At 47.2% G+C, this 14,505-nt stretch carries 16 protein-coding genes; 2 read left to right on the top strand and 14 right to left on the bottom strand.

Translation table 11 applies throughout. The annotated features are described in order from the left end of the window. Positions 1–35 precede the first annotated feature (35 nt). Complete coding sequence (locus QNO02_RS07165; RefSeq protein WP_289391547.1) at positions 36–1,457, top strand: aminotransferase-like domain-containing protein; 1,422 nt, start codon at positions 36–38, stop codon at positions 1,455–1,457. A gap of 140 nt (positions 1,458–1,597) precedes the next feature. On the opposite strand, the gene QNO02_RS07160 is transcribed toward QNO02_RS07165, so the two are convergent. From QNO02_RS07160 to cysT, 11 genes are all read right to left on the bottom strand, one after another. Continuing rightward, positions 1,598–2,224 (bottom strand): ABC-2 transporter permease, encoded by a 627-nt coding sequence (locus tag QNO02_RS07160; protein WP_289391546.1) that lies wholly within the window; start codon positions 2,222–2,224, stop codon positions 1,598–1,600. Continuing rightward, complete coding sequence (locus QNO02_RS07155; protein ID WP_249911481.1) at positions 2,217–3,083, bottom strand: ABC transporter ATP-binding protein; 867 nt, start codon at positions 3,081–3,083, stop codon at positions 2,217–2,219. The genes QNO02_RS07160 and QNO02_RS07155 overlap by 8 nt, the downstream gene beginning before the upstream one ends. A gap of 5 nt (positions 3,084–3,088) precedes the next feature. Continuing rightward, a complete protein-coding gene (locus QNO02_RS07150; protein WP_036610760.1) occupies positions 3,089–3,463 on the bottom strand; it encodes a GntR family transcriptional regulator in 375 nt (124 codons plus the stop codon). A gap of 228 nt (positions 3,464–3,691) precedes the next feature. Further along, a complete protein-coding gene (gene clpP, locus QNO02_RS07145; RefSeq protein WP_289391545.1) occupies positions 3,692–4,273 on the bottom strand; it encodes an ATP-dependent Clp endopeptidase proteolytic subunit ClpP in 582 nt (193 codons plus the stop codon). Between the two features lie 18 nt (positions 4,274–4,291). Beyond that, the gene (locus QNO02_RS07140) at positions 4,292–5,164 is read right to left on the bottom strand and encodes an RNA polymerase sigma factor (RefSeq protein WP_289391544.1); all 873 of its coding nucleotides are present in this window, start codon (positions 5,162–5,164) and stop codon (positions 4,292–4,294) included. Positions 5,165–5,281: 117 nt separating this feature from the next. Continuing rightward, positions 5,282–6,091 (bottom strand): MBL fold metallo-hydrolase, encoded by an 810-nt coding sequence (locus tag QNO02_RS07135; protein ID WP_289391543.1) that lies wholly within the window; start codon positions 6,089–6,091, stop codon positions 5,282–5,284. 285 nt (positions 6,092–6,376) lie between these two features. Continuing rightward, positions 6,377–6,823, bottom strand: a complete 447-nt coding sequence (locus QNO02_RS07130; RefSeq protein WP_091033569.1) for a hypothetical protein — start codon at positions 6,821–6,823, stop codon at positions 6,377–6,379. Positions 6,824–6,980: 157 nt separating this feature from the next. Continuing rightward, the gene (locus tag QNO02_RS07125) at positions 6,981–8,045 is read right to left on the bottom strand and encodes a sulfate ABC transporter substrate-binding protein (RefSeq protein ID WP_289391542.1); all 1,065 of its coding nucleotides are present in this window, start codon (positions 8,043–8,045) and stop codon (positions 6,981–6,983) included. 25 nt (positions 8,046–8,070) lie between these two features. Then, positions 8,071–9,135: a sulfate/molybdate ABC transporter ATP-binding protein gene (locus tag QNO02_RS07120; RefSeq protein ID WP_036610770.1), complete on the bottom strand. Its 1,065-nt coding sequence runs from the start codon at positions 9,133–9,135 to the stop codon at positions 8,071–8,073. Between the two features lies 1 nt (position 9,136). Beyond that, a complete protein-coding gene (locus QNO02_RS07115; protein ID WP_017689977.1) occupies positions 9,137–9,934 on the bottom strand; it encodes a sulfate ABC transporter permease subunit in 798 nt (265 codons plus the stop codon). Next, a complete protein-coding gene (gene cysT / locus QNO02_RS07110) occupies positions 9,931–10,746 on the bottom strand; it encodes a sulfate ABC transporter permease subunit CysT (protein ID WP_289391541.1) in 816 nt (271 codons plus the stop codon). Before cysT ends, QNO02_RS07115 begins: the two co-directional genes overlap by 4 nt. Before the next feature lie 348 nt (positions 10,747–11,094). On the opposite strand from cysT, the gene QNO02_RS07105 reads away from it, so the two are divergent. Continuing rightward, on the top strand, positions 11,095–11,496 hold the full coding sequence (locus QNO02_RS07105; RefSeq protein ID WP_289391540.1) for a secondary thiamine-phosphate synthase enzyme YjbQ: 402 nt from the start codon (positions 11,095–11,097) through the stop codon (positions 11,494–11,496). Positions 11,497–11,685: 189 nt separating this feature from the next. On the opposite strand, the gene QNO02_RS07100 is transcribed toward QNO02_RS07105, so the two are convergent. From QNO02_RS07100 to QNO02_RS07090, 3 genes are all read right to left on the bottom strand, one after another. Beyond that, complete coding sequence (locus QNO02_RS07100) at positions 11,686–12,288, bottom strand: TetR/AcrR family transcriptional regulator (RefSeq protein ID WP_017689980.1); 603 nt, start codon at positions 12,286–12,288, stop codon at positions 11,686–11,688. Between the two features lie 5 nt (positions 12,289–12,293). After that, positions 12,294–12,926 carry a YigZ family protein gene (locus QNO02_RS07095; RefSeq protein WP_036669098.1) on the bottom strand — a complete coding sequence of 211 codons (633 nt, stop codon included), beginning with the start codon at positions 12,924–12,926 and terminating at the stop codon, positions 12,294–12,296. A gap of 176 nt (positions 12,927–13,102) precedes the next feature. Beyond that, positions 13,103–14,458: a glucose-6-phosphate isomerase gene (locus QNO02_RS07090; RefSeq protein WP_017689982.1), complete on the bottom strand. Its 1,356-nt coding sequence runs from the start codon at positions 14,456–14,458 to the stop codon at positions 13,103–13,105. Between the last annotated feature and the right edge of the window lie 47 nt (positions 14,459–14,505).

The raw sequence follows: 14,505 nt of genomic DNA, 5'->3' as shown, positions 1-14,505 counted from the left end.
CTGTTACAATAGAGTTCAAAAGGAGTGTGAGCCGGGTGGGCAGAACCATGATGATGACAGATAACAGCCTGAAACTATATGAGCAAGTAATCCATTATCTCGTTGTACGTATAGAAGCGGGAGAGTGGGCAGAACATGAAAAGCTGCCATCTGTACGAAGCCTGTCCGAGCTACTCGGCGTACATCGTCTGACTGTTTTCAAAGCCTATCAGGAGTTAAAAGAACGTGGGAATGTTTATGTGAAGGACAAGTCCGGCTATTATGTCAGTCCAGCAACTCCATTCTCAGTAACGGATCAGGCGGATGATCCCGCCGTGTCTGCCTGGCTGCATTGGGACTCCCTCGCACGTGTACAGTCGCTTGAAGCTGAATTCCAGTTTTCCAAATCACTGATTGATCCCGCCCTGCTTCCCAATCGGTATTGGGGAGAACTGATGCGTGATCTGCTAGATCAATATCCCCGTTTGCTCGGAACGTATTCCACAATTCAGGGTGATCTGGAATTGCGAAGCGCGCTGGCAAGCCATCTGACGAAAAAAGAACGCTTCTATCTCTCCGCAGACGAGGTGTTAATTACATCAGGTGCCCAGCAAGCGATCGACGTCATCTCGCGGACGCTGGTCAAACCCGGAGATCGGGTGTTGATGGAACGGCCTACGTATGGACCAGCAATGGAGATTTTCCGCAAACAAGGTGCTCGTCTGGTCTTTACGGATATTCACTCGGACGGGTATGATCTGGAGCAGATCGAACATCTGATGAAAAGTGAGAAGCCGCGCCTCTTTTATATGACACCGACCTTTCAGAATCCAACCGGCATGAATGTTCCAGTAGAACAGCGCAAGCAGTTACCGGAACTGGCAGAGCAGTATGGATGTTTTCTGCTCGAAGACGACAGTACCTATGATATCTATTTTAAGGATAAACCTCCTGCACCGATTTTCACCTATGACACCACCGGACACACCCTGTACATCCGTAGTTACAGCAAGTATGTTGCACCCGGGCTACGGATTGCAGCCATCATATGCCGTCAGCGTTTCATGCCGGGACTACAGGCTGTAAAATCACTGACAGATAACGGAACGCCCCTTCTGAACCAGAAGCTTTTTCTCCGTTATTTTCAGTCAGAACGTATGCATCAGCATCTGTCCAAGCTGCGGACCGCCATCCAGCTACGGATGGAAGTGATGGAACAGTTTCTGCTGGAAACGGACTGGACGTGGACCCGGCCGGAGGGCGGACTCAACTTTTGGGTAGAGCTTCCTGAGGGTGTGGATACCGGAAGACTGCTTCACCGATGCATGGAACAATCCGTTGCCTTTGTACCCGGAACCGTATTTGATTCTTCGGATAATTCAGCCAGTCGCAAGCTGCGCCTGTCCTTCTCTTATGCACATGAGCAGCAGATTCGGGAAGGCATGAGCAGGCTTATTACGCTGGCCAAAGAAATATAAGGTTTGGATTTCCTAGAACAGAAGCCACTCCGAAAACTTTCAAGTGCAATTTGCCGCTGGCCCCGCTACATCAAAAAAAGTCGCCTTGTGGCGACTTTACTTTTGGTGTTCTATATTCTCTACCTGCACCCGCTCTGTGCTTAAAGGTCTTTTCTTGCAAACAGGCGGATCGTAATAAGATAAGACACTACAAACAAACCTATTATGCCTACAGAAACCAATGCCATTGTCGTTGTGGTAATCATGCCGTTCTCGTTGGCCATACTCATGAGGTACGCAACGGGTTGCGCCAGTATAATCATACAGACCATGAATATCGCATTGATAATGCCTGCCCCTTTTTTGCTAAGTCCGTAGAATAGAGGCATGTATATGGAGACTAGCACAAGCACCATGCCTACGGAAATGGCAATATCCATAAGTGAATAATTCGGTTTGTTCAGTTCAGGATAATTCAGGTTCACAAGCTCGTGAATTCCGTACGACGCGAGCACCCCGAAAAATGTATAGACTATAGCAGAGAGGTACTTGGCTTTCACAATCTGTCTGCGGCTAACCGGGAGCGTGACCAGGAAATTATGATTATGGTTCTTGATATCAATCATAGTTGCCAGCATGACCGAACCAAAGGCTGTGTAGATGCCTACAAAATACATTGACATTTCACTCTTTGGTATAAATGCAAGACTAAACACCACCAGGTATAATCCAATCGTCCATAGTGAACTTTTCAGTACAATGAAGTCTTTACGAAGTAGGTTAAGCATATTTGCGTCCTCCCTTCGCCGTAAAATAAATGAGGTCTTCCAACGTGGGTCTTTGTAAAAGAGCAAACCTGCCAAATAACTGTTCGGCCTCTGCTTTATGATCCGACAATGCTTCAAAACCAACGGCTGTCTCTCGTATTCCGATGAAATGTTTCCGAATGTCGGAATCAAGCAGACTCGTATCCCCTTTTACAATCGTATACCTTTCCAGCACATCATCTTTGGCTTCATTAAACACCAGTTTTCCTTGATGAATAAACGTAATGTAGTCTGCAATACGTTCCAGATCGGTCGTAATATGTGTCGAGAAAATAATGGACCTTGTTTCGTCCTGTATCATATCCGCAAGAAGATCGAGCAGTTCCCTCCTAAATACAGGGTCAAGCCCGGATGTTGGTTCATCCATAATCAGCAAATCTGCTTCATGCGACAAAGCTACGGCGAGAGAATACTTGATCTTCATGCCTTTGGACAGATCCTGGATTTTCTTTTTGGGAGACAGTTCGAACTGATCCAAGTAGTCATTGAACGCTTTATTATCCCATTTGGTGTAAAAAGGAGCGATCATTTGTGTCATCTCCCGGATCGTTAGATGCTCATAATAAAAGCATTCATCGGACACAATGCCAAGGCGCTGCTTGATGTCAACTTCCTGATTGGGCATCTCACTGCCCAATGTCTTGAGGCTCCCCTTATCGGGATGGATCAGACCCGTGATCATTTTGATCAAAGTACTCTTTCCCGCCCCATTCGGACCAATAAGTCCCGTGATATATCCTTTTTTCACATCAAGAGATACATTATCTACTTTAAATAAGGGATACGTTTTGGTTACATTACGTAATTCGATAGCGTTCATTATGCTTATTCCTCCTCAACCAACAATGTAAGATGATGGATTACATCCTGTGAACTCATGCCCAGTTCTCTGCTCTCACGAATCACTTCGAGCATCTTCTCTTCCAATTGTTTCATCCGCCGTTCTCGAATAAAGTCCTGATTGGCTCCGGATACAAAGCTCCCTTTTCCTACAACTGAATCGATCAGTTTCTCCTTCTCCAGCTCTTCATAGACACGTTTAGTTGTAATAACACTGACTTGCAGATCCTTGGCGAGCTGCCGAATGGAGGGGAGACTATCTCCAGCAACCAATTCTCCGCTCAAGATGCTCTGTCTGATCTGAGTTAAAATCTGCATATAGATCGGATCGCTCGAAGCGTTCGATATTAAAATGTTAATCTTTCCTCACCTCATTGATGTTAAATAGTTTTCAGTAGGTATAGTGTATATATATAATATACACACTATACCTACCGATGGTCAATCCTTATTTCAGATTGTTCTCATTCTGAATCATTCCATAGACGTGGACTGGCTAATCTGGACGACAAAAAAGAGGACGTCAGTTTCCTGTTCGTCCTCTTGATTAATCAAGCCCGAAAGGTCACATGACCTTCCGGGATACTGTTATGAGCTGGATATGACCTTATCCACCAATCCATATTCGACTGCTTCAGCAGCGGACAGGAAATAATCTCGATCCGAGTCCTTCTCAATTCGCTCAATCGACTGCCCTGTATGGTCGGCTAACAGCTTGTTAAGGCGCTGACGATGCTGAATGATGCGGTTAGCATGAATCAACATATCCGACGCCTGCCCCCGCGTACCGCCATGTGGCTGATGGATCATGATCTCACTGTTGGGCAGCGCCATACGTTTGCCTTTGGTTCCACCCACCAGTAATATCGTACCAAAGCTTGCCGCCATACCTGTACAGATCGTGGAGATATCCGGCTTCACAAATTGCATAGTGTCATAGATCGAGAATCCCGCAGTCACCGACCCACCAGGGCTGTTGATGTACATCTGGATATCCTTCTCCGGGTCCTCTGCAGTCAAAAACAATAACTGGGCCACGATGGCATTTGCCATCTGATCCTCAATCTCTCCGGACACCATAATGATCCGGTCTTTGAGCAAACGTGAATAAATATCATAACTCCGCTCTCCGCGAGCAGTTTGTTCCACTACATACGGCACTACATTCATATATGTCGCCTCCTCGGTTTAGGCAACCATGTTGACCGTGTACCCGCCTCCATACGACATCGAGTTCATACCAGAAGTGGGGTACCCGTACATCATTGGCTGCATGGATGGAGACGGCAAAGTCTGCTGCAAAATCGTCCCCGCCACAGCCATCGGATCATCCGAACGATTCAGGCACAGATCAATGATTTGAGCTGTATCTCCATTACGAAATGCCAGCAGATAACTGCGCAGTTCCTCCCGATTGTCCACCACTGTGCCCTCTTCATACTGCAATTCACCGTCTGATTGTTCCAACCTGTGCCTCACCTCGGCTATGGCAGAGCGGGCACGACTTAACGCTGCTTTCACAGCCCCTTCTGTTGTATCCAACATTTCCGCAGTCTCTGCCGCCTTATAACCCATTAATTCACGTAATACATATATCACTCGCTGCCACGGTGGTAGCGCATTTACAAGAAGTTGTACGGCAGACTCCAATTCCTCGAATCGCCTTTCCTCCTCCATCTCGTGCAGGAACGGCTTCAAGCTATCCAGTTTATAGGCTAATCTCTCCCGCTGGCGTAAGATATCAATCCAGCTGTTGCGTGCAATACGAATCAGATAAGCTTCCCAGTTTATATCTTTATTCATCCCGGAAGTTCCAACCACTCTCGACGACAATACTTTGAGACAGGTCTCCTGAACCAAATCCTCCGTCTCTGGAACTGATTTCGTCAGAGATAAACAATACGCATACAACGAACCCATCAGATCGGGTAATACGGCATGAATGCTTTGGTTCAATTGATTTTTTCTGTCGTTGCCATTGAATTCAATATCGAATTTATCTTGTTTACCATCATCATGTGGTCTGTTGATTCTGCAATCCACGGACTTCACAAAGGCCATCTTGGGGGCCCCCCTTTGCTGGTTCCTGATTGATTTTGACTTACACTATGTAAACGAAGAACCCCTTGTAAAGGATACGCTCTTCTGAATTTATTTTATTACGCTAGTTAAGTTGGGTTACGCATTCGTTTCCAGCTTTAATGTTCCAAGCGGCACCTTCATCCCGGTAAGGGCAATCGTAATACCTTGATCCAGATTATAATTCTGCCTTACATCTACGTCATGAGACATATGTGTAAAATAAGTATGACCCGGCTTCAGTTCCCACAGCAGCTCCTGCGCCTCACGCATATCGTACACGGAACGTGTTGAGAATTCCGCAAGCTCATGCACAAAGCTTGTTCCAAGCACCAGCATATCCAGTCCGTGCAATGGCTCTTTCTCGGCGTCTTTCAGGTCAATAGCATCTGAACAGTACGCCCAGCTATACCCGTCTCGATCCAGTCGATAGGCGTAAGAATACCCGTTATGTCCGTGGCATACTTTCCAGGAATGCACCTTCCAGCCGCCTAGTTCAATACCATCATCCGTTTCCAGAAAGTCCATATGACGCCCCAACCAGGGAAACTGTCCCTGAATGGTGGCAATCACTTCACTCGGTGCATACAAACGCCCTTTTACACCCAACCAGCGGCATGCATCCGCCCATTCCGGCAATCCTCCAATATGGTCAAAATGAGCATGAGTGATGAGCAGCGTATGCACCATACGCAATCCCTGATCCTCCATCTGTGATCTCCAGTCTGGTCCGCAGTCAATCATGAACTGTTCACTCGCACCATCCCCAACACCACCGTCAATCAGAACAGAAGAGCGTTTCCGTTTATTTTCTCCCGTAAGCCTTGCCTCTGTACATACGTCGCAATCACAATACACACGTGGAACGCCCATCGCATCGCCAGTGCCCAGAAATGTTAGCTGATTCAATCCGCATTCCCCCTGAATTAATGATATGTAAATTGTAATCGTCCACCTCTGTTTTTGCAAAAAAAAGACCATCCCGCTGCAGTTCTCCACTGCAATTCGGGACAGTCCGTGGTCTGACTGTTCACCGTCAGACTTTAATTCCATGCTACGCTCCATTCGGGAGCTTCCGCTCATCCACATCTGGTGCGCCCTCTTATAGCTGGGTCGCCAATATGAAGAGCAGGCCTTACCTTTTTTCACAGGCCATGACCGACTGAATCGAGTCACATTAACCCAACGCTAGAATTAAACCAGTGCCCGCAGCTTCAAAGTCAGTTCCTGACCCGCAGGTACATCCTTCGATTCTGTAATGACCCAGTTCGATGCAAGCCGCTTCGCCAGCACCTCTGCCTGCTCCGGTTTCAGCTGTAATCCGGTTACTATACCTTCACCCACCGTGAAATCTTTCTCTGGCTGCACCTTAAAGGCCTTCTCCAACCAGATTCCGAGTCCACCACGCGTGTTAAAGGTAATCCGGTAGCCGTCTTTCACTGCTGCCTCCAGATTTTCACCATGCTCGTCCGCATACGAGAAAAATTCGTTATATCGGTATTCCTCTTCAGACACGGCGTCAAAAGCGGAAACGTCTTTGGCTTGAATGGCTTTTAATATTTCTTCCTCAGGCATCCCCTTACCGCGGGCCTGCTCCAGTCGAATTGCTGTACTTTGGGATAATTTGATCTCTGCATTCATCCAACTCACACCTTCCTGCTAGTACTATGTAACAATCATGATTCAGTATACCTCTATTATAACCTTTTGGCAGTAAAAAACCTCCATCTCTACTTCCATTGAAATGAAGGTTTAGTATCCATATGCTCGGTTACCTGTTCGATTACATCAGCTATGCTCATATTCCCGCAAGCACCTGATACCACACGCCGCGTTTGGAGTACAACGTACTGCGTACCTCATCCCATCCACCCAGATAGTTGATATCAAATAATCCTTCAGGCGTTGGGAATGTGGACTCGGTCTGTGCAAATACATCCGGATCTACTGAACGAAAACCATGCTTGGCAAAAATGCGCTGTGCTTCTGGTGTACGCAGATATGCGACAAAAGCTTCCGCCAATTCACGATTCCCATGTTTATCGGCATATTTATTCACCACAACTGCCGGGTTCTCAATCAGGATCGTATTTTTCGGAATGACGATGTCATAATCTACACCTTTAGCGATCCGGGCAAGCAATTCATTTTCATACGTGACGATTACATCACCGACACCATACTCGAATGCCGCCATCGAAGAACGCCCACTCTTGTCCAATGATTCAACGTTGCGATGTACCTGTTCGAGAAAATCCTTGGCTGCGGCAGGATCTTTCTTCCCCTCTTGTTCCTCCGACAGTTTTAATCCAGCACCGTAAATGGCATTAATGTCCCATTGTGCGCCCCCGGATGTCTTTGGATTAGGGTAGAGTACCTTCACTCCCGGCTTGGTCAAATCCTGAAAATCATGAATTCCGAGCGGGTTGCCTGCTCTTGTGCCCAGAACAACAATCGAACGGGTGATCATGCCCTCATTAGGGGTCTGTTTCCAATCGGAGCTAACCAGATCGGCTTTGACCAGCTTCTCGATATCACTCTCCATCGCGAGCAAGGCCACATCAGCCTCGAATCCACCAACGATGGCTCTTGCCTGTGTACCCGAAGCTTCATAGGATTCCTGGAAGTTAATTGTCTGTCCGGTTTTTGCCTTCCACTCCTCTTGGAACTTGGGCAGCAATTCGCCTACAGCGTCTTTTGCTACACTATAAGCACCAATCACCAGCGTAGTGGATGAATCGTTACTAGAGGGCTCGTTCTGTTCGCTTGCCCCCTCCTGCTTGCTGCACCCAGCGGTCATGCAGACGAGCAGAAGCATGAGGGCAACATATAAGAGTATGGCTTTCTTCTTCCTCGTCTGCATGGGCAGCCCCTTTCTTCCACTTGATCTAAATCATCACCGGCATCGGATCTTCCTTCAGTCGGTTCTCAACCACCCAACTGTTGGAGTCATTGAACAGATATGCACGGTGTACAAGGACTCGAATTTGTTGACCGATCTCCAAGGTCGTTTTTTCCAGGGAACGATATGTGATTAACTTATGACCCTGTACGTCCACCTCTACCATCCATTCACTGCCCCGGAAATGAAGATGTTTGACTGTACCTTTTTCCGTTGCAGACAACATGGTGAACTCATTTTTCAAGCCGATCTCAATATACTCCGGTCGAATAAGCGCTTTGGTATGTTCACCCTCGACAGCATGTTCGAATCCTTTCAGCTGGGAAGCATCCTCCACAACCGTAGACTCCCCGATAAAGGTAGCGACAAACGGTGTCTGCGGGTTTTTGTAGATATCCCAAGGTGTGCCCTTCTGTTCCAGACGACCTTGACTGATAATCATAATCTCGTCCGCCACTTCAATCGCTTCATCCTGGTCATGCGTTACAAAAATCGAAGTGATTCCTACCCGTTCGATTAGCTCCCGCAACCATGAACGCAGTTCCTGACGGATCTTGGCATCAATGGCCGCGAACGGTTCATCCAGCAATAACAGCTGGGGCTCCGGGGCGAGCGCTCTGGCAAAAGCCACACGCTGACGCTGCCCACCAGACAGCTGATGCGGATAGCGCTGTTCGAAACCTTTTAACCCGGTCAATTCAACCAGTTCCATAACCCGATCACGAATCTGGGCTTTCGGTGTCTTTTTGACCTTAAGTCCAAAAGCAATATTCTCAAATACCGTCATATGTTTGAACAAGGCATAGTTCTGGAATACAAATCCGATGCCCCGCTCCTGTGGAGGCAGATGGTTCACGACTTTTCCGTGAAAGCGAATCTCTCCGGAACCCGGATTCTCCAGACCCGCGAGCATCCGCAGAATGGACGTCTTCCCGCCTCCGCTGGGTCCAAGCAGACCGATCAGATGGCCTTTGGCAATATCGAATGAGACATCTTTTACCGCATGAAAATCACCGAAATGTTTGTTCAGATCACGGACTTCTACATGCATATCAATGCACTTCCTTTCGCTTCTTGGCCCATTCCATCATGAGCAGCAGCCCGACGGAGAAGGTGACCAGCACCAATGCCACACCATTTGCGGCAGCTACATTAAAATTCTCAACATCCTGATACACCAGGGTTGTTGCGGTCTGCGTTTTGTTCATAATATTACCGGATACAACCAGCACTGCACCGAATTCCCCAAGCGAGCGTGCAACCGTCAAGACTAGACCATATACTACCGCCCAGCGGATTGAAGGCCATGTCACACTCCAGAACGTTCTCCAGCCGTAAGCGCCAAGTGTAGATGCGGCCTCCTCTTGCTGAGAACCGAGTTCCTGCAGGACAGGCATAACCTCTCTGACCATCAGTGGAAACGTAACAAATAACGTTGCGATCACCATACCTGGGAAGGCATAGACCACATTGAATCCAATCCCTTCAAAAAAAGCGCCCATAATGCTGTTAGGTCCCAACATCAACACAATCATCAAGCCGCCAATGACAGGAGATACGGCATAAGGCAGGTCTACAATGCTGTTCAGCAGCCCTTTTATCCGTTCACTCAGCCATCCGGCACGAACCAGATACAGAGCCATCATGATGCCAAACAATGTATTTAACAGGGTGACCACCAGGACAACCAGTCCGGTCATCATCAAAGCGTGTAACGCCTCAGGGCGCATCAGCCCTTTCAGGAATCCGCCTGCCCCGTCTTCAAATGCGCCAATAAAAATACGGCCAAGCGGGATAATCAACAGTACAATAAATACCGCAAACGTCAGTCCGATTAAGAGTCGTCTCATCGTCTTCTCCCCCGCATCTGCACCAGATTGATCAGCCAGAGGATCAGGAAGGAGAGCGTCAGGAGCAACACGGATACAGCAGCGGCTCCCGTTGGATTATCACTTTCAATCTCCCCGTAGATAAATACGGAAGCGGTCAGTGTTCTTCCTGGAATGTTACCAGCCACCAGCACAACAGCCCCGAATTCAGCCAGTCCTCTGGAGAAAGCGAGCATCCCTCCACTGATCATGCCAGGTGCCATGGACGGCAGAATAACCTGCATGAACGTGCGAGTCTTGGATGCCCCCATCGTGTACGAGGCCTCTTCCTCGGAAGGATCGATTTCTTCCAGCAAAGGCTGCACTGCACGGATAACAAACGGAAACGTGACAAAGGTCATCGCGATAACAATGGCGGGCTGATGAAACACAATCTCAAATCCCATGGATTCAGCCAGTTTCCCGATGGCACTGACCGGACCCAAAAGCAGCATAATCATCAAGCCGCCCACCGCTGTTGGCAGTGCAAACGGGAGATCAACCAGACTGTTAAGAAACGATCGGCCCACAAAGCGATACCTTGTCAACACCCAGGCAATCATCGTGCCCAGAACTACATTAATCAGCGTGGCAATCACAGCCAGTCGAATGGTCAGCAGTACGGCTTTCCACGCGATGGGGTCCATAATGCTCTGAACAAAGTTGCTCCATCCTTCGGAGAAGGAATTGACGTACACACCGATGATTGGAAGTACAATAAGTACGATAAAATATAACAATACGGTACTGCGAAATCCCCAAGTCCATCCCTTATGACGAAGAACGGTATTCATTGCTGCGTTCCCTCCCAGCCTCCGGCTTTAGCTCCGGTCGGCAGTCTTCCTGGCTTCAATACAACATTTTTCCTAAGTTGGATGATATTGCTTTAATATTATTCCCATTAGTCTACTTGGTTTTGCTTTTCTGATACTTTACCAGTTTGCAGTGCTAATCGTCAATGCTTTTATTGAATAAAATTGGGGCACATATGAGATCGATTACTAAATATCACTTCAGGTTATTTCTGTCCTCTCCGTTATCATACGAATTGCTATTTTCACCTTGCATATGTGGTTTGTTTGGTATGTAGTGGTTAAGGTACAATCGAGGGTAAGAACAGAGATGATAAGGAGCGATCTAACATGTTATATACGAAGAATATATCCACTTCCACACGAGATGAAATGAAGGATATCACATGGGACGTAAAGCAGGTTGTCCAGAGTAGCGGGGTGCAGAATGGGACGGTGCTCATCTACTGTCCACATACAACGGCAGGTATTGCCATCAACGAAAATGCAGACCCGGATGTAAAACATGATGTCTTGTTACGCTTTGACGAAGTGTACCCTTGGGAGCATCCCGAGTATCGACATGCCGAAGGCAATACAGCCTCTCACCTCAAATCCATTACAACAGGGCCATCACAGACAGTTATTATTCACGAAGGCAGACTGCTGATTGGCCGCTGGCAAGGCATTTACTTTTGCGAATTCGATGGACCACGTGAGCGGGAATATTTTCTCAAAATCATGGAAGGTTAGTTGGGTCCAATAGACCTGCCACCTACTCATTCATTTTTGCAAACACAAACAGGCGGTCCACCCTCATTCCGGGTCGGAGCCGCCTGACTTGGTCTGCTGCGCATATTAACTTTCGCGAGATAACGTTATAAAGAATTAAAGTTATGACAAATCACCGCCCTGAAGTGTAGGGGTGCAACAATAGCGCCATTATTGGACGCCAGGCTGCTGACCCAGATTGCGGCACAGCACTTTGACATGAGACAGCGCAGACGATTCAATCTCCACAAACGTTAAACGGTCCTGAATGTAATAAGAAATGAATCCGTGCATAGCCAAAAATAGCGTACGCGGTACCCTTTGAATATCCTCTTCCGTACAGTTCTCTTCATTCATATACTGCCTTATAATCGATGCAAACAATTCGAAGCAACGTCCCTGTTCGGTACGACAATAAGACAACAGTTCTTCGTCCCTGATCATAAACATGATTTCGTATTGATATGGGTTCTCCAGACCAAAGCGAATAAACTCCATCATAATGTGCTCTACCTTGCTCACATCATCACGAACCGGCCTGACCATAGCTTGCAGCAGCAAATGCCCCAGATGATTAAAATCTTCAACCACGATGGCATAGAACAGCTCTGCCTTTTCCTTAAAGTGATAATACAGCGACCCATGACTATAGCCCAGATGCTGGCCGATGCTTCGCATCGAAATGGCGCGGTATCCTTTGGTAATAAAAAGGTGCCTCGCCGCCTCCAGTATCCGCTCCCTCGACAACTCCTGTTCGACTGCTCTTCTAGCCATATATTTTATTCCCCTTCAATAAAATAAAGCCGCTGTCCCTCCGTGATCCGGGATTGCCCTTGCGTCAAATCCGTGATCCAGGCTATAAATGCCTCGGTTTCACTATCCGGCGGAAGACAAGTCAACGTAACCTTATCGGTGAATCCAGTTTCACCTGTACGGACTTCCCGGCTTCTTAACTCATTTTCCACTTTTCCCAGCCACGTATAATCCAGTTCAACAAACACTTCACGATGCAGCACGTTGGTAATGGCTTCTCCGGCTTCGATGGCTGCTACAGCTCCATCCGTATAAGCACGAATTAACCCACCGGCTCCAAGCATAATTCCCCCGAAGTATCGCGTAACCACAATTGCCACATTTTTTAATTTCTGATTTTTGATCACTTCAAGAATGGGTTTCCCTGCTGTTCCGCTGGGTTCACCGTCATCGGATTGCTTCTGGATCTCGTCTCGCTCCCCAATCATGTATGCAGAGCAGTTGTGAGTCGCATTCCAATGTTTTTTCTTGATCTCATCGATGAAGGCAACAGCCTCTTCCTCTGTCGTGACCGGCATAATATGACCGATAAATCGCGACTTCTTGATTACAATTTCCAGATTGCCCGGTCCTCGAACCGTGCGATAACGTTCAATCATCCTAAATCCAACTTTCTGATCTTTTCCTGAGTCCATTTTACAAGAAAGCAGTTCACCGCGCGAACGCGGACGAACTGCCCTGGTTATCTATATCCGGGAACCCTGCATCTTAAACGAACAGTGATTCCCGGTTAGATTTACATTACCTTATTCAACTATATGAGCAGACCGATGAATTATTCGGAAAGTCTCGCTTCGAGCGCTGCTTTCTCTTCTTCAAAGCCTGGTTTGCCCAGCAATGCGAACATATTTTTCTTGTAAGCTTCCACGCCTGGTTGGTCAAATGGATTGACACCCAGCAGGTAGCCACTGATACCGCATGCTTTTTCAAAGAAGTATACCAGATATCCGAAAGAATATGGAGTCATATCTGGAATGTTCACAATCAGGTTTGGTACTTGACCATCTGTATGTGCAAGCAGTGTTCCTTGGAACGCTTTTTTGTTAACAAAGTCCATGGTTTTTCCTTCAAGGAAGTTCAAACCATCCAGATCGTCCGGATCGGATTTGATTGAGATATGCTCAGCAACTTCAGTAACCTGGATAACAGTTTCGAAGATGTTCCGGCTACCTTCCTGGATGAATTGACCCATGGAGTGCAAGTCTGTAGAGAAATCAACAGATGCAGGATAGATCCCTTTGTAGTCTTTACCTTCACTCTCTCCAAACAGTTGTTTCCACCACTCGGACACGAAGTGCAGTGAAGGCTCATAGTTTACAAGGATCTCAGTGCCTTTGCCTTTGCGATACAATGCGTTACGAACTGCAGCATATTGATATGCTTCATTCTCAGCTACGTTTGGGTTGCTGTATTCTTTGGATGCGTCAGCCGCACCTTGCATCATTTCTTCGATGCTGATACCAGCTGCTGCGATTGGCAGCAAACCTACAGCTGTCAGAACGGAGTAACGTCCACCTACATCATCAGGGATAATGAAAGATTCGTATCCTTCTGCATTTGCGAGTTCTTTCAGTGCACCGCGCGCTTTGTCTGTTGTAGCATAGATGCGTTTGCGAGCTTCTTCTTTACCATATTTCTCTTCCAGTGCTGCACGGAAGATACGGAATGCAATAGCCGGCTCAGTTGTTGTACCGGATTTGGAGATAACGTTGACGGAGAAATCTTTGCCTTCAACCAGGTCCAGCAAATGAGTTACATATGTGGAGCTGATATTGTTTCCTGCAAAATAGATTTCAGGCGTTTTGCGTTTGTCTTTTGGCAGATTGTTATAGAAAGAGTGAGTCAGCATTTCAATCGCTGCACGTGCACCCAGGTATGATCCACCGATACCGATAACGATCAGTACTTCGGAGTCGCTTTGGATTTTGGCAGCCGCTTTTTGAATGCGAGCGAACTCTTCTTTGTCATAAGCCGTTGGCAGGTCAATCCAGCCCAGATAATCGGAGCCTGTTCCTGTTCCGTTGTGAAGCTGCTCGTGAGCCAGACGAATCGGTTCTGCGAAATAATCCACTTCGTGCTGATTTACAAATTGCAATGCCGTGCTATAGTCAAATGTCACTTTTTTTGCCATGATCTCAAAAACCTCCTGATTTCGATTATATTGCGTGTTCAAACTTT

It is taken from the genome of Paenibacillus sp. PK1-4R (genome assembly GCF_030369595.1).
GTDB lineage: Bacteria > Bacillota > Bacilli > Paenibacillales > Paenibacillaceae > Paenibacillus.
Note: the sequence above shows the minus strand (reverse complement) of the source record. Positions and strands in the feature narration are given on the sequence as shown.